A 19,350-nucleotide genomic window follows, 5' to 3' on the forward strand; every position below is an offset into this window, starting at 1 on the left:
CGACCGGCCCGCCGGTACCGCTGAGGCCCGGCTAGGACGGGCGCCCGCCGAACTGCCAGTGGTGCACCTCGACGTCGGCGTACCGGTCCGGGGTCAGGACGGCGCGGGCCCGGCCCGGGTCCGGCGCCCGGACCAACGCGGCCGTGCCCAGCCAGGCGGCGCCGTCGTCGGACAGCAGCGGCCCGTACGCGATCAGCTCGTCCCGCCCGACCGGCACGACGAGGTCGACAGCCCCGCCCGCGCCGAGCCCGAGCACCAGAAACCGATCGCCACCGCTGCGCCCTCCGGGGAAGTCCCACATGGTGCGCCCCAGCAGGTTGCGCCACCGCCGCAGCAGCACGTCGCGGTAGACGCCGGCCTGGTAGTTGGGTTCGTCGAAGGCGAACGCGCGGGCGGCGGCTGCATCGGGCAGATCGACGATGTGCACACTCCCGGTGGGCGTCTCACCGTCGTCGGCGAGGGTCGGGCCCCGGGCGATCATCTCCTTCACGTACCGGTCCATGTAGGACCAGTGCGCTTCCAGCAGTTCGTCGCGCAGCGGCAGGGAGCCGGGGCGGTCGCGGTGGTAGCAGAGGAACTCCATGCCGCGAGGATCTCGTCCACCGGGTGAGCCGGTCGAGCGGGTTTCGCGGATCTTCGGGTGTCCGAAAGCCTCGTGACGGTCGGCTGGGTGTGGTTCGCTGCTGGGGTGACTCAGGAGTTGGAGACCGTCGCGTTCGAATCCGCCGAGGCGTTCCGGGCCTGGCTCGGCGAGAACCATGCCGTCTCGCCCGGCATCTGGCTCAAGCTGCGCAAGAAGGGTGCCGGAATCGTCGCGCTGGACTACGCCCAGGCGCTCGAAGAGGCACTCTGCTACGGCTGGATCGACGGCCAGAAGGCCAAGTTCGACGACCAGTGGTGGCTCCAGCGGTTCACCCCGCGCACGCCACGCAGCAAGTGGTCCAAGATCAACCGGGACAAGGCGGACGCCCTGATCAAGCAGGGCCGGATGCGTCCGCCGGGGCAGGCGGAGGTCGACCGCGCCAAGGCGGACGGCCGCTGGGAGGCGGCCTACGAGGGCGCGAAGGCCGCCACCGTGCCGGACGACCTCAGGGCCGCCCTGGCCGCCGACCCGGCCGCGTCCCAGTTCTTCGAGACACTGGACCGCCAGAACCGCTACGCGATCCTGTACCGGATCCAGGACGCCAAGAAGGCCGAGACCCGGGCACGCCGGATCGAGAAGTACGTGGAGATGCTGGCGAAGGGCGAGAAGCTGCACTCATAGCGACGGGGTGGTGGTGGGCGTGGTGGACGGGTGGGAGTGGGACGAGACGCTGTTCTCGGGTTCGGCGGTCCACTACGCGCGAGGACGGCTGCCGTACGCCCCCGGGCTGGTGGACGTGCTGACCGAGGCGCTGGGACTGGACGGGCGGGGGCGTCTTCTGGACGTGGGGTGCGGGCCGGGCACGCTCGCCCTGCGCCTGGCACACCGGTTCGGCGAGGTCGTCGGCGTGGATCCGGACGGCGGGATGATCGCCGAGGCGGAGCGCGCGGCGGCCGCGACGGGGGTGGCGGCCGGGAAGGCGCGGTGGGTGCGGGCCCGGGCCGAGCAACTCCCCGCCGGGCTGGGCGAGTTCACTGTTGCCGTGTTCGGCCAGTCGTTCCACTGGATGGACCGCGACCTGGTGGCCGCGACGGTGAGGGACATGCTCGTGCCCGGCGGGGCGCTGGTGCACGTCTCCGACCTGAAGGCGGAAACCGGAAGCGCCGACGGTCTGCCGTGGCCGACGGTGCCGTACCCGGGCATGGAGGAGTTGGTCAAGCGGTACCTGGGACCGGTCCGGCGCGCAGGTCAGGGCATGCTGCCGCACGGAACGCCGAGCGGCGAGGCGGCCGTCTTCGCGCGGGCCGGGTTCCACGGTCCCGAGCGCCATGTCGTCCCCGGCGGACAGGTGTGGGACCGCACGGTCGACGACGTCGTCGCCGGGATGTTCTCCATGTCGTACGCGGCCCCGCACCTCTTCGGCGCCCGCCGCGACGACTTCGAGGCGGACCTGCGCCGCCTGCTGCACCGAGCCTCCCCGACCGGCCGCTTCAGCGAACGCCTGCCCAGCACAGAGGTGTTCGTATGGTGGCGTGACCACCGCCCCTGAGTCATCGGTCCGGCCGGGCCGGCGTCGACCATGATGAGCGGGACGGGTTGGCCGGCTCGAGGGGGACGGGATGCTGACAGGGATCGTGATCGACGCGCTGGACGTCGCGCGCATGGGCCGCTTCTGGCAGGACGCGACCCGGGGCCGGACGGGCGGCCTGCGGTTGCGGTTCACCCCGACCGCCCGTCCGAAGCCGGCGCGCAAGAACCGGCTCCACCTCGATCTGGCCGGCGGGCCCGACTGGGAGGCCGAGGTGGCGCGGCTGCTCACACTCGGTGCGACGCGGGCCGACATCGGTCAAGGGGACGTCCCGTGGGACGTTCTGGCCGACCCGGAGGGCAACGAGTTCTGTGTGCTCCGTCCCGGTCACCCCGGCGTGCTCGCCGGCTCCGGCCTGGTGGCGGTCTGCCTCGACGTGGCCGAGGAGGACCGCGACGCGCAGACGGCCTTCTGGCGGGCCGAGTCCGACTGGCACGCGGTCGAGCACGAGGCCTGGGGCGTGCGGCTGCGCCGGGAGCCGGCCGACCCGGTCGCGCTGGTGATGGGTCCGCCCGCGGCACCGAAGGCGGGACGGAACAGGCTGCGCCCGGAGGTCACCCGGCGCGACGGCGAACCCGGCGAGTTCCTGGACGCGGGCGGCAACGAGTTCCACGTCGCGCCGCCCACCGGCTGACCCGGTTCGGGGGGCCGCCGCCCGTCGGCGGGGATGATGCCCGTTCGGGTGCGGTCGGCTCGCGGGCCGGCGGTGGGTGCGGTCAGGTGGTCAGGGATGCGCGCCGACGGGTCGCGTCCGGGCGGTGCGGGCTTCCAGCCGCGCGGGGCGGCGTCGCCACCGGCGGGGGCGGCACGGCGGGCGGCGTGAAGCGGCCGGCATGACGGGCCGGCAGCCCCTGCGCGTCAGCAGGAGCTGCTGCCGCAGGAGGACGACGAACTGCCGCACGAGGACGAGCTCCCGCACGACGACGAACTGCCGCAGGAGGAAGAACTCCCGCCGCAGGAGGAGGAGTTGCTACCGCAGGAGGAACCGTTCGACGAGTCGTCGCAGGACGCTGTGGCGGCGTACCAGGACGCCATGTCGTCGGTGCCCGCGAGCGGCGCCGCGCTCCCCGAGCCGGCCCTCGAGCGGCGCCGGTGGGCATCGTGAGCGTTGCGCGCACGCTGGGCCGCGGCGTCCGCGGACAGGCGTCGGGCGAGCCCCTCCCCGTCGCGCCGCAGGGCCCGAGCCGTCGCCCGTACGCTCCAGGTGACCACTCCCGCCACGACCAGCACCACACCCACGACGACAAGCACCGTCACCATGTTCGTTCTCCCCCCTGGCTGCCGGACGTCCGGTTCACGCCGACTGCTGGAACTGTGCCCCGCGGCAGAGCCCCCTGAAGCCCTTCTTGAGCAAGTCCAGAGGTTGCGGCGGGACACGGGTTCCGGCGCGGGCGGGCTCAGTTCTCGGACGGGGTGAGCAGCACGAACTCGGCGTTCGAGGGGTCGAGGCAGACGGCGAGCCGGCCGACGCCCTCCGCGTCCTGCGGGCCCATCCGCACGCTGCCGCCGTTGCGGGTGACCTCGGCGACCGCCGCGTCGCAGTCGGTGACGGCGAAGACCGGGTGCCAGTACGGCCGTCCGCCCGTCAGCGAGAGGTTCTCCTCGCCGATCTCGATCACGCCGCCCTGCATGCGGTCCTCGGCGAGGCCGGCGGGGGTGATGAGGTGGTAAGGGCCGCCGCCGCCCGGCAGGTTCATGTCGCTGTAGCTCCATCCGAAGACGGCGCCGTAGAACTCCTTGGCGGCCCGGGCGTCGGTGGTGCACAGCTCGGTCCAGGACAACGAGCCCGGCGCGTCGGCCAGTTCGAAGCCGGTGTCGGCGCCCGGCTGCCAGGCGGCGAACTGGCCGCCGAGCGGGTCGCTGTACTGCGCCATCCGGCCCCACTCGCCGAGGTCCCGGGGCGCCACCCGGACACTGCCGCCGGCCCGCCGTACGGCCTCGGTCGTGGCGTCGGCGTCGGTGACGGCGAAGTAGAGCATCCACGCCGAGCGTGCGCCCTCCTCGGTGAGCGTACCGAGGCCGGCGACGGTCTTGCCGTCCTTCTTGAGCACTCCGCCTTCGGGGGACTCGCCGTCGCCCGCCTCGCCCTCGTCGCCCCCGTCGCCCCCGTCGCCCATGGGCTGGTACTCCCAGCCGAGCACCGCCCCGTAGAAGGCGGCCGCGGCACGGACGTCGGGAGCGCCGAGGTCGAGCCAGCAGGGTGAGCCGGGAGCGGCATCGGTGGTGATCACGGCGGGGCCCCTTTCACAGGTTCTGGACCACCACCCTGACATCCGGCCCCGGTTATCGCCCGTCGGCCGTGGGCGTGGGACTGGCGCTGGGCTCGGGTTCGCAGGTGATCTCGTCGCGGGGGTTGTAGTGGGTGCGGAAGGGCTCCCGCTTCACCACCTTGCCGTCCCGGTAGAAGACCCGTTCGACGGTGACGTCGAAGCCCTCCAGCGGGGTCTGCGGCACGCACTCCTTGTCGGTGCTCACCTTGTGCTCGGGCTGCACCACATCGGTGCGCGGTCCCTTGACCGACTTGACCGCGTCGTACTTCCTGGTGCCGAGGAAGGAGACGGTGATGGAGGTGTCGGTGGCCTTCGCCTGGATGTAGACGGCGTGGCCGGAGTCGTTGGCGAACCTGAGGTCGAGGGAGCCCCAGGCGACCGTCGCCTCGCGGCCCTCCGGGTAGCGCTCGATGTAGAAGGAGTGGGCGCCGTGCTCCAGCGGCTTGACCCCGGCGAAGAACAGCGCGTTGTAGACGGTCGTGGCGACGGAGGAGACCCCGCCGCCGGGTGCCTTGGCGAACTGGTTGTCGAGGATCATGATGCCCTCGACGAACCCGTTGGCCTCGGTGCGTTCGCCGACCGTGCGGTTGAAGCTCCAGGTCTTGCCGGGCATGACGAGGGAGCCGTTGATGAGCTGTGCGGCCCGGCCGATGTTCTTGGTGCGGTACGGGGCGCGCTCGAAGTGGACGGTGAAGGAGGACATCTTCTCCGTCAGGCCGAGCCGGGGGGCGTTCCCGCGGGTCAGCTCGGGCTGGGTGCGGCGTACGGCGACGTCCCCGGTGCGGGCGGCGGGCCCCGACCCGGTGAGCAGCGGCATCACGGCCTTGCCGAGCGCCTTGTCGGTGACGCGGACGCCGGTCCGGGCGTCGCGGGCGACGGCGACCCGGTCGCCGTCGAGGCGCAGTACGGCGTTGCGGGGGGTGGTGGTGATGCCGGCCAGGGGGCGGGACACCGCGGGGGCGGCGCGCAGCCCCGCGACGTCCAGCTCCGGCCGCAGAGTGCCGGCCGCGTCAGGACGCATGCTGAGGTGCTCGCCCAGGACGGTCGGGCGGACGGTGAAGCGCCTGCCGTCGGCGACGAGGGTGATGGGCGCGGACATCGCCGGCCGCGCGAAGTCGCGTACCGCCCGCCGCACCTCGGCCGCGGTGACCTTGGGCCGGGTCTCGTGGACGGGGAGGGCGGTGACGGTGTGCGGGCGGCCGCGCAGGAAGGAGGCGCGCAGGGCGGGCACGGAGGCGTCGACGTCCAGGGCGTAGCCGTCACGCGGGGCGGTCTGCCGTACCGTGCCGCCGGCGAAGGAGACCGCGCCGTCACGGACCTTCTGATCGAGGTCCTTCGCGAGGTTGCCGAGCGCGGCGCGGGCGCGCGGCTCGTCGAGGCGTACGACGGGCTCGACGGCGCTGCCTTCGCGGAAGAGGCCGCTGACGGCGTCGAGGGGGCCGGAGCCGGTGCTTTCCGCCTGGTCGACGGTCTTCTCGGCGTCGAAGGAGAGCCCGGCCCGCTTCGGATCGAGGACGGCGGTGCGGTCCCCGACCTTGACGGTGAGTTCCTGGGAGCCGAGGGCCGTCAGGTACCGGTCCAGTTTGGCCACGGCCTCCGTGCGGCTGAGGCCGCCGATGTCGACGCCGCGCACGGTCGTGCCCGGTTCGATCTGGCCGCCGGTGAGCAGCGAGCCGGTCAGGTACAGGGCCCCGACGCCGACGGTCAGCGCACCGCCCGTCAGAGCGAGGGACGGCACGGCGGGGGTTCGGGCGCGCATGAATCTCCAGGAGGGGGCGATCGGCGGGCGGTGCACCCGGTGACACGGCACACCGTCAACCGGGCAAGGAAGCCCAAGTTACCCAAAACGGGTGATGAGTGAGTATGTCGAAAAACACGTATGGCGACATGTGCTGGTATGTCCCGCATCACGTCAGGCGGCGGATGCCCTCACATCCGGGGGTCGGGCGGGTGCTCCGTGGGCTGGATCCAGCCCACCGCGCGCTCGACGGCTCGCCTCCAGTTGCCGTACTCCGCCTCCCGTCGGCCGGGGTCCATGTCCGGCAGCCACTGGGCGGCGCGGTGCCAGTTGCGGCGCAGCACCTCCAGGTCCGTCCAGTACCCGGCGGCGAGCCCTGCGGCGTAGGCGGCGCCGAGCGAGACCGTCTCGGCGACCATGGGCCGCACCACCGGCACGTCGAGCACGTCGGCCACGAACTGCATGAGGAGGTTGTCGGCCGTCATGCCGCCGTCCACCTTGAGCTGCCGCAACGCCACGGGGAAGTCGGCGTTCATGGCGTCGACGACCTCCCGGGTCTGCCAGCCGGTGGCCTCCAGCACGGCCCGGGCCAGGTGCCCCTTGGTGATGTACGAGGTCAGGCCGACGATGACGCCGCGCGCGTCGCTGCGCCAGTGGGGGGCGAAGAGGCCGGAGAAGGCGGGGACGATGTAGCAGCCGCCGTTGTCCTCGACCGAGCGGGCCAGGGTCTCGATCTCCGGTGCGCTGTTGATGAGCCCGAGTCGGTCGCGGAACCACTGCACGAGCGCGCCGGTGACGGCGATGGAGCCCTCCAGGGCGTAGACCTGCGGCTGGTCCCCGATCTTGTACGCGACGGTGGTGAGCAGTCCGTGCTGGGAGCGCACGACCTCGGTGCCGGTGTTGAGGAGCAGGAAGCCGCCGGTGCCGTACGTGCACTTCGCCTCGCCCGGCGAGAAGCAGGTCTGGCCGAACAGGGCGGCCTGCTGGTCGCCGAGGGCGGCCGTGATGCGGATGCCGGGCAGCACCGAGCGGGCCACGCCGTAGCTCTCGGCGGAGGAGCGGATCTCGGGCAGCATCGGGCGGGGCACGCCGAAGAAGGACAGGAGGTCCTCGTCCCAGGTCAGCGTGCGAATGTTCATCAGCATGGTGCGGCCGGCGTTGGTGGCGTCGGTGATGTGCAGTCCGCCGTCCGCTCCCCCCGTGAGATTCCAGATCAGCCAGGTCTCCATCGTGCCGAAGAGCACCTCGCCGTCCTTGGCACGCTTCTCCAGGCCGGGGACGTGGTCGAAGAGCCAGCGGATCCGCAGCGCCGAGAAGTACGTGGAGGGCGGCAGGGCACAGCGCTGGAGGAAGAACTCGTCGCCGGGCCGGCGTCCCAGTTCTTCGACGAGCGGCCCGGTGCGGGTGTCCTGCCAGACGATGGCCCTGCCCAGCGGGGCGCCGGTGCGCCGGTCCCACAGCACGGTCGTCTCGCGCTGGTTCGCGATGCCGACGGCGGCGACCTCCTCCGGGCCGATCCCTCCGTCGGAGAGCGCCTCGGGCACGACACGCTGGAGGTTGCGCCAGATCTCGACGGCGTCGTGCTCGACCCATCCGGGTCTCGGGAAGTACTGCTGGTGCTCCCGCTGGGCGACCGTCACCAGCCGGCCGTGATGGTCGAACAGGATGCATCGGGTGGAGTTGGTGCCCTGATCGATGGACATTACGTACCGTGCAACCATGATCGGGTCTGCCTTCCCGTGTACCGATGTGCCGATGTGCTCGGGCGGGCGGCGGGGTCACCAGCGTGTCGCGCCCAGGTCTCTGGAGATGGCGCGCGCCGCCTCGCGCAGGAGGGTGATCAGGCTCGGCCGGGGGTGGCCCTGGGCGTCGCAGATCCGCTCGACGGGGCCGGACAGTCCGATGGCGCCCACGACGAGGCCGCCGTGCCCCCTGATCGGCGCGGCGACGCCGGCCTCGCCCATGCTCAGCTCCTGGACCTCGCCGGCCCAGCCCACTTCGCGGATGTCGGCGAGCGCCCGGGTGAGCTGTTCGCGGGTGACCAGGGTGTGCCGGGTGTACGCCTCCAGCCCGGCCTCCACGGCCGTCTGCAGGGGTGCGGTGCCGAAGGCGAGCAGCACCTTGCCGAGGGAGGAGGCGTGCAGGGGCAGCAGCGAGCCCACGTCCAGGGTCTGGAGCGTGTCGTCCGGCCGGAAGACATGGTGGACGACGAGGACCTGGCCCTCCAGCGGGGTGCCCAGGCGGACCGCCTCGCCGCTGCGGGCGGCCAGGGCGTCGGCCCAGTTGATGGAGCGCGAGCGCAGTTCGTTGACATCCAGGTAGCTGGTGCCCAGGTGCAGGAGCGCGGCGCCGAGCTGGTACTTCCCCGTCGCGGCGTCCTGCTCGACGAAGTCGACGTGCTGGAGCGTGCGCAGTATGCCGTGCGCGGTGCCCTTCGCCAGCCCGAGCGAGGCCGCCACCTCGCCCAGCCCCAGCCGGCGCGGCCCGCCGGCGAGCAGACGCAGGATCGCCGCCGCCCGTTCGATGGACTGGACTGGGCCGGCCATGTAGCGAGCCTAGTACCGCCGAGGGCGGCCCGCCGTACGGGGAAGAGGGCGGTTTCGGCACCGGGTCGGCGGATGCGTTCGGCAATGCCGACCTTCGTTCATTGACTACCGCTTCGTCCGCTTCGTAACGTGCATCGTGGCCGGGCATGCGCGCCACGGCCGGCGCCCGGTCACTCACCGCTCATCGGAGGACAAGCAGATGCCGCTGGAGCTGAACAGGATGGTCCGGGAGGACGTCGCCCAGGTGTGGCGGCTTCCTCCCGTGACCGGCGCTGTGTCGAGCGTGCGCCGACGGGCCGGGGCGGTGCTCGCCGAGTGGGACGTCTCCGCGTCGCTGGCCGAGGACTCCCTGCTGGTCGTGTCGGAACTGCTGACCAACGCGTTCGTCCACGCACTGCCCCCGGCGGAGCTGCGGCTGTCGCTGCAGCGCAGCGGCGGGCTCAGCACCCTGCGGGTGGAGGTGACCGACGCGGGGCCGGCGCTCGCCGCGGGCGGGACGCTCACGGACGTCGACCCGGACGAGCACGGCCGGGGCGAGCACATCGTGCACGCCCTGGCGACCCGGCACGGCGTACGCGTCCACCGCGACGGGGTCACCCGGTGGGCGGATCTCGTGGCGGTGTGACGGACGCGAGCGGGGGCTGCGGCTTCAGGAGCCGCGTCAGGACGCCACAGAGGCCGCGCCGCAGGAGTCCGGGCCCGCCTCCCTGACGGCCGCGGCGGCGAGCGGCGGCTTGCTCAGCAGGAGCAGCGCGGCGTCGTCGTGCAGACGGCCGCCCACATGGGCCAGCAGTTCGTCGTGGAGCGCGCTGAGCGTGCGTGCCGGCTCGTCGCCGACGTGGCGCTCCAGGCCTTCGGCGAGCGGATAGAACTCCCGGTTGTGGTCGCGGGCCTCGGTGACGCCGTCGGTGTAGAGCAGCAGTTGCTCCCCGTCGGCGAAGGGCAGCTCCTGCAGCACCGGCGCCTCTCCCGACAGGGCCCGCAGTCCCAGCGGCGGGGTCGGCCGGGCGGGCTCCAGCGGGACGACGTCGCCGGTCCGGCTCACCAGCAGCGGCGGGGCGTGTCCGCAGTTGACCACTTCCAGCCGCCCGGGCCGCGGGTAGCCGGCGACCACGGCGGTGACGAAGTCGTCGCCGCCCAGGTTGCGCGCGAGGCTCCGCTCGATCCGGTCGACGACGGCGAGGAGGCCGGGCTCGTCGTACGCGGCCTCGCGGAAGACGCCGAGCACGAGCGCGGCGGTCCCCACCGCCGGGAGTCCCTTGCCGCGCACGTCGCCGACGATCAGCCGGACCCCGTACGGCGTGGGCACCAGGGCGTAGAGATCGCCGCCGATGCGGGCCTCCGCCGCCGCGGCGCTGTAGCGCACGGCCGCCCGGAACGGGCCGACGGTCTCCGGGACGGGCTTGAGCAGCGCGTGCTGGGCGGCCTCGGCGACGGAGCGGACGTCGGCGAGGACCCGCTCCCGGCGCCGGCGCAGCGCACCGGTGAGGGCGCTGGACAGGGTGACGGCCACGACGGCCGACAGGACGGCGAGGAGTTCGCGGCCGTGCACGGCGTCGCGGATGCCGAGCACGGTGCTCAGCGCGGCGGCGAGAAGTCCGACGCAGAGGACTCCGCGCGGCCCGCTGGTGGTGGCGGCCAGCGCCGGTCCGGCCGCGAGGAGGGGCAGCCAGATCAGGCCGGCTCCGCCGACGAGGTCGACGAGCACGACGGCGGCGACGACGAGCACGGGCAGGAGCGGCAGCAGGGGCCGTCGCGGCAGGGTCCTCGGGAACCGCAGCATGGTCCTCAGCTGCCGCAGTGTGGTCCTCGGGAGCCGCTGTATCGGGCCGTGGGCGTCACCGTGGTCTCGCGCGTGACTCATGTTGTGCGGTGGTCCTCACCTGTGTGCGGGTGTACGGGGGTGCGCATCCCGGATGTCGGCCTGACTCACCTGACACGCCAGGCATGTCCGGTTTTGGTGCTTTTCATCCGTTGTATCCAGCAAAAAGGGTGCGGCCCCGTCGCCACAAGGAGAGGGTTTTCAGATAGTGAGCGAGAGGCTCCTGGTCACCCGGCTCGCGGTGGGGATCAGCCGGCGGCGCACCTCTTCGAACCGCGAGAGCCGGTCGGCCGGCAGCGAGACGCCGAGCGAGCCGATGATGTCCCCGCTGTAGACGGGGACGGCGACGCACACCGTGCCGAGCGCGTACTCCTCCAGGTCCGTCACGGCCGGGGCGAGGGGGGCGACGTCGAGCCGCCGGAGGAGCTCTAGGCGGCTGGTGATGGTCCGCGGGGTGAGATCGGCGAGGTGGTGCCGGGAGAGGTAGTCCTCGCGGGCGTCGGCCTCCATCTCCCGCAGCACGGACTTGCCCAGCGCCGTGGCGTGTCCGGCGTCCTCGAACCCCACCCACAGGTCGACCCGGGGCGTGCGCGGGCCGTCGACGATCTCCGCGACCCGGATCTCGCCGTCCTCGTAGAAGGTGAGGTAGGCGGGGGCGGACAGTTCGTCGCGCAGCGCGGCGAGCGTCGGCCGGACCCGGCTGAGCAGGACCTGACCGCGGCCGTCGGTGTGCAGCGCCCTCAGCTTGTCGCCGAGGACGAACACGCCGTCGTCGAGCTTGCGCACGTATCCGTCGTGGACGAGCGTGCGCAGCAGGTGGTAGGCGGTGGCCAGGGGCAGGGCGGTCTCCCGGGCCAGCTGCTTCGCCGGAGCGCCGTTCTCGTGCGCGCCCACCGCCTCCAGCAGACGGAACGCGCGCTGGACGGAGGTGATGAGCGTGGGGCCGTCTTGAGCACCCATACCCACAGGGTGCGCCGGGCCGGCCGCGCAGGCAAGAGGCACGCACAGCGCGGCGCGCGTGAGCGGCGCCGGCGTCCCAGGCCCTTCAGGGGAGGGAAGAGCGCTCGAGTCCGCCATCGGGACCGGGCGGGTCCCGGTGAGCATCAGTGACATGGCGACCGCTGTCGCACCCGGCACGTGCGGGGTTCTCCGGGATCGGCACCGCAGTCCGGCTTCCCGAGGCAGGGTCGACGACCTGCTCCCTTCTGGAGCAGGGGACGGCCGCCCCGGCCGACTACGGACGGAGGGGGGCTCGGTGGCCCTCAGTGGGCTTGCGGTACCGCTCCGGGGCGGCGGTAGACGTACGGGGGCGGGTCCTGGGCCGGGCCCTGGTCGACAAGCGTGCGAACGAGGTGGTGGTCGGGGGACAGCCCGCACGCCGGGTCCGTGCGGGCGGCGTCACCGGTGAGGGCGTACGCCTGGCAGCGACAGCCGCCGAAGTCCTCCTCCCGGCGCGGACAGCCGCCGCACGGGCCGCTCATCCAGTCGGTGCCGCGGAAGCGGTTGAAGGCCGCGGAGTGGTCCCAGATCCAGGCGAGCGAACGGTCCCGGACGTTGGGTGCGTCGAGGCCCGGCAAGGACGCGGCGGCCGGGCAGGGCAGGACGGTGCCGTCGGGTGCGACGGTGAGCGAGACCGACCCCCACCCGCCCATGCACGGCTTGGCGACGCCGTCGAAGTAGTCGGGGACGACCCAGACCAGGTCGAGACGGCCCGCGAGCTGCTTCCGCCGGCGTTCGACGGTCTCCCGGGCCCGGACCAACTGGTCGTGTGCGGGCAGCAGCGCGGCACGGTTGAGCAGGCCCCAGCCGTAGAACTGGGCGTTGGCCAGCTCGATGCGGTCCACGCCCCAGGCCACGCCCAACTCGATGAGTGCGTCGACGGCGTCGAGGTTGTCACGGTGCAGCACCACATTGAGACCGAGGGGAAGCCCGGACCCGCGCACGAGTGCCGCTGCCCGCTCCTTGGCCGCGAAGGAGGACGGGCGTCCGGCGATCCGGTCGTTCGCCTGGGCGTCCGCGTGCTGCACGGAGAGCTGAACACTACGGAGCCCCGCCGCGCACAACGCGCCCAGCCGGGCCTCGTCCAGACCGGTGCCGCTCGTGACCAGCTGGGTGTAGATCTCGGCGGACGCGGCAGCAGCGACGATCTGCTCGAGATCGGGGCGCAACAGCGGTTCGCCACCGGAGAGATGAGCCTGCACGACGCCCAGCGCCCCGGCTTGGCGCATCAGGTCCGTCCACTCCTCGGTGCTCAGTTCGCCCGAACGGCGCTTCAGTTCCAGCGGGTTGGAGCAGTACGGGCAGTGGAGCGGGCAAGCGTGGGTGAGTTCGGCGAGCAGAGCCCAGGGGCGTGGCGGACGTACCGGGTCAGTGGAAGCCTGGGGAACGGTCACGTGAGCCAACCCTCCTGGTGCAGGCGGTCGAGGAAGGAGGGGATCTCGGCGGCCACCGGGGCGCCCGGATAGCGCTCGGCCAGTGCGCCGACGATTCCGCGGACGGTGCGCGTGCCGTCGCACAGGCCGAGGACCTGGCCGGCGTTTCCCTCGAGGACGACGACGCGTTCCGGCAGGAGCAGCAGGTCCGTGCCCCGCACGTGGTCGTGCCGCAGCATCAGCGCGGGGGCGAGGGCCGGACGCCACGGGCTCTCGGGCTCCGGCATCACATCTGCCCTCGCCGGCCGGACGGCTGGTCGTCCGAGTGCTGCCCGGCCTGCTGCACGGCGTCGAGCAGGGCCCACAGCACGTCGCACTTGAAGGTCAGCGCGGCCACGGCCCGCTGTTGCTCTTCGCGGGTACGGGCCCACTCCAGGACGAGGGCGAGGGCCTCGTCGCTGTCGCGCCGCCCCTGGTCGACCCGGGTGCGGAAGTAGTCGAGTCCGGACGGCTCGATCCAGGTGTAGTGGCTCTCGAAGGCGTCGATGCGCAGGCGCATCAGGTCGGGAGCCGTCAGCTCGGTGAGCGATGCCGCGACCGCCTCCAGCGGCGGGCGCAGGCGGCAGAAGTTGACGTAGCCCTCCACCGCCAGCCGCACGCCCGGCAGTACGGCCTCACCCGTCTGCAGGGTCGCGCGGTCCAGGCCGGCCGCCTCGCCCAGCCGCAGCCAGCGCTCGATTCCCCCCTCGCCTTCCCGACGGCCGTCGTGGTCCTCGATCCGCCGCACCCACATGCGCCGCAGCCGCGAGGAGTCCAGCTTCGCGGTGATCAGCGCGTCCTTGACGGGGATGTGGCGCTGGTAGTGGAAGCGGTTGACGATCCAGCGGCGGATCTCCGCCGGGCTGAGGTCGCCCTCGTGCATGCGCACGTTGAAGGGGTGGCGGTCGTGGTAGCGCTCCTGCCCCACCGTACGCAGGCGGGCTTCGAACTCGACGGGGCTCCAGGGCTCCGTCGGGGCGGCGAGTGCCGTGGTCACAGCTCGATCACCATCTCGTCGTCGGCCACCTCGATGCCCAGTGCCGCGAGCCGCTTGTGCTGCGCCGCAGTGGGATCGACAAGGGGGTTGGTGTTGTTGAGGTGCGTGTAGAGGCAGCGGGCGGACAGTGTGCTCAGGATGCGGGCGGTGCCGCCGGGTCCGTCGATGGGCAGATGCCCCATGCCGGTGGCGGTGCGGGAGGAGACACCGGTGCGGCGCGGCTCTTCGTCGTCCCAGAAGGTGCCGTCGACGATGACGCAGTCGGCCTCGGAGGCGACGCGGTGCAGCACCTCGGACCAGGCGGCCACGGCCGGGGCGTAGACGGCCGTCTTGCCGGTGGCCGGATCGTACAGGCGCAGAGCCACCACCCAGGCGTCGTCCTCGGGGGCGTCGGCGGCGTAGCGGGGGCGCTTGGCGGACACGGGGACGGCGCTGATCCGCACCCCTCGGCCGGACGGGCCGACGGCGTCGCCACTCAGCGGCTGCATGCCGTGACGCGGCAGTTCACGCCACGTCAGGGCGGTGTAGGGACTCAGTACGTCGCCGAGGCGCAGGCGGTCGTTCAGGGCCTGGCGGACCGGGTCGGTGGAGAGGATCTCCACAGCCTGCGCCTCACGCAGCCGCGCGACGCCCAGGGTGTGGTCGAGCTCGGCGTCGGTGAGGACGACACCGGCGATCGGTGTCTGCCGGGGGCCGGGCCCGGGGTGGAGCGCCCGGTGGGCCTCGATCTGGTCGCCGACGTCGGGGGTGGCGTTGACGAGGTACCAGCGGTCCTCGTCCGTGCGGATGGCGAGCGACGCGTGACGGCGGCGCCGCTCCGGATGCGCGCGTGCCCCGGAACACCCGGGGCACGCACAGTTCCACTGCGGGACGCCGCCGCCGGCCGCGGTGCCGAGCACCTGCAGCAGCATGGCGGCAGACTAGCGCGTGGAGAGGGAGTAGGCGGTGACCTCCAGGGCGGTGTCGACGACCGTGTACCCGGGCGTCTGCCAGGGGGTCGTGTCGGCCTGCTCCGTGGTGGTCACGGCCGCCTGCTCGGGCTGCTCCATGGTGGTCGTCATGTGCGTACCTTCCTTTCGGGGGTGGTGAGTTCACTCCTGCGTGAGGAGTCGGTGGAGGGGGAGGTCACTTGACGCTGATCTTGAGGATGCGGTCCTTGTCGTCTCCGCGGTCGGTCGTGCCGACCCACAGCTCGTCGCGGCCGGGAACCTTGGCGATGGCACGCAGCCGGCCGTAGGCGCCGTTGTAGTACGACTTCGCCGTTCCGACGTTCTTGCCGGTGCTGTCGATCGGCAACGCCCACAGCCGCTGGCCGAGGAGCGTGGAGACGTAGATGACGTCGCGCTTGATCGCGATCTGGGCGGGCACGCCTCCTTGGTCCGGGTGCCAGACCTTCTTGGGGTTGGTCATGCCCGCTTCGGCGCAGGTCCCCTCGCAGGTGGGCCAGCCGTAGTTCGCCCCCGGACTGATCAGGTTGAGCTCGTCCCACGTGGACTCGCCGATCTCGGTCTCCCACAGCCTGCCCCGGGCGTCCCAGGCGAGGCCTTGGGGATTGCGGTGGCCGAGGCTGTAGACGCGGTTGCCGAACGGGTTCCCGGGCGCTGCCGCGCCGCTCTTGGTGATCCGCAGGATCTTCCCGTTGAGCGAGTTCCGGTCCTGCGCGAGAGTCCCCCGGAGGGCGTCGCCCACGCTGACGTACAGATAGCCGTCGGGGCCGAAGGCGATCTTGCCGCCGTTGTGGTCCCCGCCGCGTGTGATCCCGCCCAGCACGACGGTGTAGTGGCTGAGGGAGGTGCCGTCGAAGTGCATCTTCACGACCCGGATGTCGGCGGCGGCCGTATGGACGAAGAAGACGTCCTTGTCCGTGGTGCCGTTCCAGGTCGGCGAGGGGGCCACGCCCAGCAGTCCGCCGCTTCCGATCCTGCGGGCGGGAGAGGGGACCACGGTGTTCGGCACCGCGCCCACCTTCTTCTTGGACCCGTCGCTGTTCTGGACCCAGACCGTGGCGCTGCGGCGCTCGGTCACCAGCGCCCTCTTCCCGTCGGGCAGGAAGGAGATGGCCCAGGGCCTCGTCCACTTGTCGGAGAGCACGGACACGCCGGCCGGGGCGCTGCCGTCGGCCCGGGCACCCGCCCCGACCGCCGCCTGCGATGCAGGGTTCTCCGCCACCGCGGTCGCTGTCGTCGGCTGCAGGACGCAGGCGCCGAGCAGAGCGGTGACGGCAGCGATCGCGGCTCTGCCCGGACGGACCCGGTGCAGCGCCGAATGCGCCAAGCGTGACATGTGATGCCTTTCCTGTCGTGGCGGACGACGGCTGCGTTCCGAAAAGGGACCCGCCGTCGAATCAATACCGAGACGCCCATTCCTGCGCCGCATGGTGATGCATCCTCGGAAAAAGGAATGGGGCGCGGGGCATGGCCATGTCTTCTGTGGAGAGTATTGAGCCGGAATTTCCGCGCGGGCCACCTGAGTTCCCCCATCGGGCTGACGGCCCGACTCGGTTCACGACCGAAGCCGGCGGCGTACTGGGCTACCCGTTCTCGCTCCCCGTCGAACTCGACGTCACCAAAGGCAGGGTTGGGCAGATCTGATGTCGTGTCATCCATTCGGGAACCCGTCCACCATGCCCGGTGCCCCCCGCACGGTCGCGTCTGTCCGGGTGGCGTCGGCCCGGCGGCGAAGCGACTCGGGCCCGGCCGGCGTTGAGCAGGACCCATCCGTCGTCACCGCCGAAAGGTCTCCCCATGCGACGCACCGTCCTGTTCACCGTCTGCGCCCTGATCACGGCCGCCGCCACCGGTTTCTTCACCACGAGCGCCATCCGCAGCCGCTGAACCGCCCCTGGGCGCGGCGCTCCCGGTGGCGGGACGGCTCGTGATGCTGCTGGCTGTAGGCAGGAGTACGGACGGCAGCGGAGAGAAAGCGAGCAGCGATGGCGCGCAAGCAGGAGCGCCTGGGGACGCCCCGGGCCGCCGGGATCGCCGGGATCGTCTTCGCGGTCCTCATGGCGGCGGCGATCGTTCTGATGCGGACCGCCCTGCCGGGCGGGGCCGGCGGGGACGAGGTCGCCGTCAGCGAGGGGCAGCGCGGCGCCGTGCGCTCGGCGCTGGCGCTGGTGCCGTTCGCCGGGATCGCCTTCCTGTGGTTCATGGGGGCGCTGCGCCAGCAGGCGGGCGACGGCGAGGACCGGTTCGTGGCCACGGTGTTCCTGGGCAGCGGTCTGGTCTTCGCCGCCACGCTGTTCGCCAGCGCCGCCGCGGCGGCGACGGTGCTGGACGAGAGCCTGCAGCCGTCGGCGTTCGGCCGCCACTTCGCCTACGCGCTGCTCACCACATACGCGATGCGGATGGCGGCGGTGTTCATCTTCACGACCTCCGCCATCGGCCGCCGCCTCGGCGTCTTCCCCCGCCCGCTGATCCTCGTCGGCTATCTCGCGGGGCTGACGCTGCTCGTGGTGGGGGCGGACGTGCCCTGGTCGGAACTGGTGTTCCCGGCCTGGGCGCTGATCATCAGCGTGTCCGTGCTGCGGGGGCGGCGCCCCGCGCCCGCGAAGACCCCCGAGACGGTCTGAGCGGCGCGCCCGCTCGCCCTCACCCGCTCACGCCGCCCGCTCGCCCCTGCCCCCGCTCATGCGACCGCACCGCGAAGGCGCCCCGCCGTCCGCGCCCGTCACTCCGATGGGCGGCTCCTCGTCGCCGCATCCCCGGCGGGCGCGGAGGATGGTCGAGCGGGGGGTCCGCGGCCACTGGAGAGGACCGATCCCTTGGTGAGGCTAGTCGTCGACCTGAACCGCTGTCAGGGGTACGCGCAGTGCGCGTTCCTCGCCCCCGACGTCTTCGCCATGCACGGCGACGAGGGTCTGCTCTACGACCCCGAGGCCGACGAGGCGCAGCGCGAGAAACTGGCCCAGGCGGCCGCCGCCTGCCCCGTGCAGGCCATCCTCGTCGACTCGGTGGACACCGCCCCGGCCGAGGCGGTGTCCGGTGAACGGTGACGGATCCCTGGAACAGCTCCGGCGCGAGGGCCGGATCGTCGTCGTCGGCGCCTCGCTGGCAGGGCTGCGGGCCGCCGAGACCCTGCGGGAGAAGGGCTTCGCCGGGTCGCTGACCATGGTCGGCGACGAGCCCTACGAACCGTACGACCGGCCGCCGCTGTCCAAGCAGGTGCTGCTGGGCAAGGCCGCCGCCGAGCGCACGGCCCTGCCCAGGCGCCGGGCGCTGGACGCGACCTGGCGGCTCGGCTCGGCGGCGACCGGCCTTGACCTGGCGGCCCGGCGGGTGCGGCTGGCCGACGGCGACGAGGTGCCGTACGACCGGCTGCTGATCGCCACCGGGGTGCGGGCGCGTCCGTGGCCGAACCCGGCCGAGGCCGAACTCGACGGCGTGTTCGTGCTGCGGACCCGCGACGACGGCGCGGCGCTGGCCCGGCGGCTCGCCGAGGGGCCCCGGCGGGTCCTCGTCATCGGCGCCGGGTTCACCGGCTCGGAGATCGCCTCCGCGTGCCGGGAGCGCGGGCTCGCCGTCACCGTCGCCGAGCGCGGCGCGGCGCCCCTGGTCGGCGCGCTGGGCGGGGTGGTCGGGGCGGTCGCCGCCGAACTGCAGCGCGAGCACGGCGTGGACCTGCGGTGCGGGGTCATGGTGACCGCGCTGGAGGGCGACGCCTCAGGGCGGGTGCGCGCCGCGCACCTGTCCGACGGATCCGTCATCGAGGCCGACGTGGTGGTGGTCTCGCTGGGCGCCACCCGCAACACCGAGTGGCTGGCGGGGTCGGGGCTCGGCGCGGGCCCGCGCGGCATCGCCTGCGACGCGGGCTGCCGTGCCTTCGACTTCCGCGGCATCGTCACCGACGACGTCTTCGTCGCCGGGGACGTCGCCCGCTCCCCGCACGCCCTGTTCGGCTACCAGTTCCTGTCCCTGGAGCACTGGGGCAACGCCGTGGCGCAGGCCGAGACGGCGGCGCACAACATGCTCAGCGCGAGCGCCGACCGCGTCCCGCACCTGTGGATGCCGGCGTTCTGGTCCTCGCAGTTCGGCGTGAACATCAAGTCGGTCGGCGTGCCGACGCTGGGCACGGACATCGTCGTGTCGCAGGGTTCGCTCGCCGAGCGCCGGTTCGTCGGCGTCTACGGCTACCAGGGGCGCGTCATCGGCGCGGTCACCTTCGACCACGCCCGGTGGCTGTCGTTCTACGAGCAGCTGATCGAGACCACGGCGCCGTTCCCGCCGCCGTTCCCCACCGTGGACCGCCGCGCGGACGGACAGCGGCCGGTGGACGCGGACTTCCCCGACCCGTCGGTCCCCACCCACGGGCCCACGGTGACCCTCAGCGGCTACTCGCCAACCGACCGCCGGCTCACGTTCCAGCCCGCGCACTGACCGCACGGCCCCGAGGACCC

21 protein-coding genes are annotated in these 19,350 nt (G+C 72.7%); 7 read left to right on the plus strand and 14 right to left on the minus strand.

Annotated features, from left to right (window positions below):
- Positions 1-31 precede the first annotated feature (31 nt).
- Positions 32-583 (minus strand): YciI family protein, encoded by a 552-nt coding sequence (locus ACFYXA_RS08420; protein WP_389029716.1) that lies wholly within the window; start codon positions 581-583, stop codon positions 32-34.
- Positions 584-670: 87 nt separating this feature from the next.
- On the opposite strand from ACFYXA_RS08420, the gene ACFYXA_RS08425 reads away from it, so the two are divergent.
- The 3 genes from ACFYXA_RS08425 to ACFYXA_RS08435 all read left to right on the plus strand — a co-directional run bounded on the left by ACFYXA_RS08425 (position 671) and on the right by ACFYXA_RS08435 (position 2,805).
- Positions 671-1,264, plus strand: coding sequence for a YdeI family protein (locus ACFYXA_RS08425; protein WP_389031622.1), 594 nt, complete (start codon positions 671-673; stop codon positions 1,262-1,264).
- Positions 1,265-1,283: 19 nt separating this feature from the next.
- The gene (locus tag ACFYXA_RS08430) at positions 1,284-2,132 is read left to right on the plus strand and encodes a class I SAM-dependent methyltransferase (protein ID WP_389029719.1); all 849 of its coding nucleotides are present in this window, start codon (positions 1,284-1,286) and stop codon (positions 2,130-2,132) included.
- Between the two features lie 70 nt (positions 2,133-2,202).
- The gene (locus tag ACFYXA_RS08435; protein ID WP_389029722.1) at positions 2,203-2,805 is read left to right on the plus strand and encodes a VOC family protein; all 603 of its coding nucleotides are present in this window, start codon (positions 2,203-2,205) and stop codon (positions 2,803-2,805) included.
- Between the two features lie 224 nt (positions 2,806-3,029).
- On the opposite strand, the gene ACFYXA_RS08440 is transcribed toward ACFYXA_RS08435, so the two are convergent.
- The 5 genes from ACFYXA_RS08440 to ACFYXA_RS08460 all read right to left on the minus strand — a co-directional run bounded on the left by ACFYXA_RS08440 (position 3,030) and on the right by ACFYXA_RS08460 (position 8,725).
- Positions 3,030-3,431, minus strand: coding sequence for a hypothetical protein (locus ACFYXA_RS08440; protein WP_389029726.1), 402 nt, complete (start codon positions 3,429-3,431; stop codon positions 3,030-3,032).
- A 137-nt stretch (positions 3,432-3,568) separates the two neighbouring features.
- Entirely contained in the window at positions 3,569-4,402 is an 834-nt protein-coding gene (locus ACFYXA_RS08445; protein ID WP_389029729.1) for a VOC family protein, read from the minus strand.
- Positions 4,403-4,454: 52 nt separating this feature from the next.
- Positions 4,455-6,200, minus strand: coding sequence for a VanW family protein (locus ACFYXA_RS08450; protein ID WP_352253184.1), 1,746 nt, complete (start codon positions 6,198-6,200; stop codon positions 4,455-4,457).
- Between the two features lie 170 nt (positions 6,201-6,370).
- Positions 6,371-7,900: a glycerol kinase GlpK gene (glpK, locus tag ACFYXA_RS08455; protein WP_389029733.1), complete on the minus strand. Its 1,530-nt coding sequence runs from the start codon at positions 7,898-7,900 to the stop codon at positions 6,371-6,373.
- A 57-nt stretch (positions 7,901-7,957) separates the two neighbouring features.
- The gene (locus ACFYXA_RS08460) at positions 7,958-8,725 is read right to left on the minus strand and encodes an IclR family transcriptional regulator (protein WP_351089612.1); all 768 of its coding nucleotides are present in this window, start codon (positions 8,723-8,725) and stop codon (positions 7,958-7,960) included.
- Between the two features lie 199 nt (positions 8,726-8,924).
- Between ACFYXA_RS08460 and ACFYXA_RS08465 the strand changes: the two genes are divergently transcribed.
- The gene (locus ACFYXA_RS08465) at positions 8,925-9,350 is read left to right on the plus strand and encodes an ATP-binding protein (RefSeq protein ID WP_389029738.1); all 426 of its coding nucleotides are present in this window, start codon (positions 8,925-8,927) and stop codon (positions 9,348-9,350) included.
- A gap of 36 nt (positions 9,351-9,386) precedes the next feature.
- Here the strand turns inward: ACFYXA_RS08465 and ACFYXA_RS08470 are convergent, their stop codons facing one another.
- The 8 genes from ACFYXA_RS08470 to ACFYXA_RS08505 form a co-directional block, all read right to left on the minus strand.
- On the minus strand, positions 9,387-10,589 hold the full coding sequence (locus ACFYXA_RS08470) for a PP2C family protein-serine/threonine phosphatase (RefSeq protein WP_389029741.1): 1,203 nt from the start codon (positions 10,587-10,589) through the stop codon (positions 9,387-9,389).
- Positions 10,590-10,748: 159 nt separating this feature from the next.
- A complete protein-coding gene (locus ACFYXA_RS08475) occupies positions 10,749-11,507 on the minus strand; it encodes an IclR family transcriptional regulator (protein ID WP_352253192.1) in 759 nt (252 codons plus the stop codon).
- 302 nt (positions 11,508-11,809) lie between these two features.
- Positions 11,810-12,949, minus strand: coding sequence for a pyrroloquinoline quinone biosynthesis protein PqqE (pqqE, locus tag ACFYXA_RS08480; RefSeq protein WP_389029745.1), 1,140 nt, complete (start codon positions 12,947-12,949; stop codon positions 11,810-11,812).
- Positions 12,937-13,206: a pyrroloquinoline quinone biosynthesis peptide chaperone PqqD gene (pqqD, locus tag ACFYXA_RS08485; protein WP_352253196.1), complete on the minus strand. Its 270-nt coding sequence runs from the start codon at positions 13,204-13,206 to the stop codon at positions 12,937-12,939. Before pqqD ends, pqqE begins: the two co-directional genes overlap by 13 nt.
- Positions 13,206-13,955, minus strand: a complete 750-nt coding sequence (gene pqqC, locus ACFYXA_RS08490) for a pyrroloquinoline-quinone synthase PqqC (protein ID WP_389029749.1) — start codon at positions 13,953-13,955, stop codon at positions 13,206-13,208. The genes pqqD and pqqC overlap by 1 nt, the downstream gene beginning before the upstream one ends.
- Complete coding sequence (gene pqqB, locus ACFYXA_RS08495) at positions 13,952-14,866, minus strand: pyrroloquinoline quinone biosynthesis protein PqqB (protein ID WP_389029752.1); 915 nt, start codon at positions 14,864-14,866, stop codon at positions 13,952-13,954. The genes pqqC and pqqB overlap by 4 nt, the downstream gene beginning before the upstream one ends.
- Positions 14,867-14,875: 9 nt before the next feature.
- On the minus strand, positions 14,876-15,016 hold the full coding sequence (gene pqqA, locus ACFYXA_RS08500) for a pyrroloquinoline quinone precursor peptide PqqA (protein ID WP_389029755.1): 141 nt from the start codon (positions 15,014-15,016) through the stop codon (positions 14,876-14,878).
- Positions 15,017-15,080: 64 nt separating this feature from the next.
- A complete protein-coding gene (locus tag ACFYXA_RS08505) occupies positions 15,081-16,238 on the minus strand; it encodes a PQQ-dependent sugar dehydrogenase (RefSeq protein WP_389029758.1) in 1,158 nt (385 codons plus the stop codon).
- Between the two features lie 649 nt (positions 16,239-16,887).
- Between ACFYXA_RS08505 and ACFYXA_RS08510 the strand changes: the two genes are divergently transcribed.
- The 3 genes from ACFYXA_RS08510 to ACFYXA_RS08520 all read left to right on the plus strand — a co-directional run bounded on the left by ACFYXA_RS08510 (position 16,888) and on the right by ACFYXA_RS08520 (position 19,330).
- Positions 16,888-17,526, plus strand: coding sequence for a hypothetical protein (locus tag ACFYXA_RS08510; RefSeq protein ID WP_389029761.1), 639 nt, complete (start codon positions 16,888-16,890; stop codon positions 17,524-17,526).
- Positions 17,527-17,721: 195 nt separating this feature from the next.
- The gene (locus tag ACFYXA_RS08515) at positions 17,722-17,949 is read left to right on the plus strand and encodes a ferredoxin (RefSeq protein ID WP_351089594.1); all 228 of its coding nucleotides are present in this window, start codon (positions 17,722-17,724) and stop codon (positions 17,947-17,949) included.
- The gene (locus ACFYXA_RS08520) at positions 17,939-19,330 is read left to right on the plus strand and encodes an NAD(P)/FAD-dependent oxidoreductase (protein WP_389029765.1); all 1,392 of its coding nucleotides are present in this window, start codon (positions 17,939-17,941) and stop codon (positions 19,328-19,330) included. The genes ACFYXA_RS08515 and ACFYXA_RS08520 overlap by 11 nt, the downstream gene beginning before the upstream one ends.
- Positions 19,331-19,350 lie beyond the last annotated feature (20 nt).

Origin of the sequence: Streptomyces sp. NPDC002566 (assembly GCF_042889585.1) — a bacterium.
Lineage (GTDB): Bacteria > Actinomycetota > Actinomycetes > Streptomycetales > Streptomycetaceae > Streptomyces.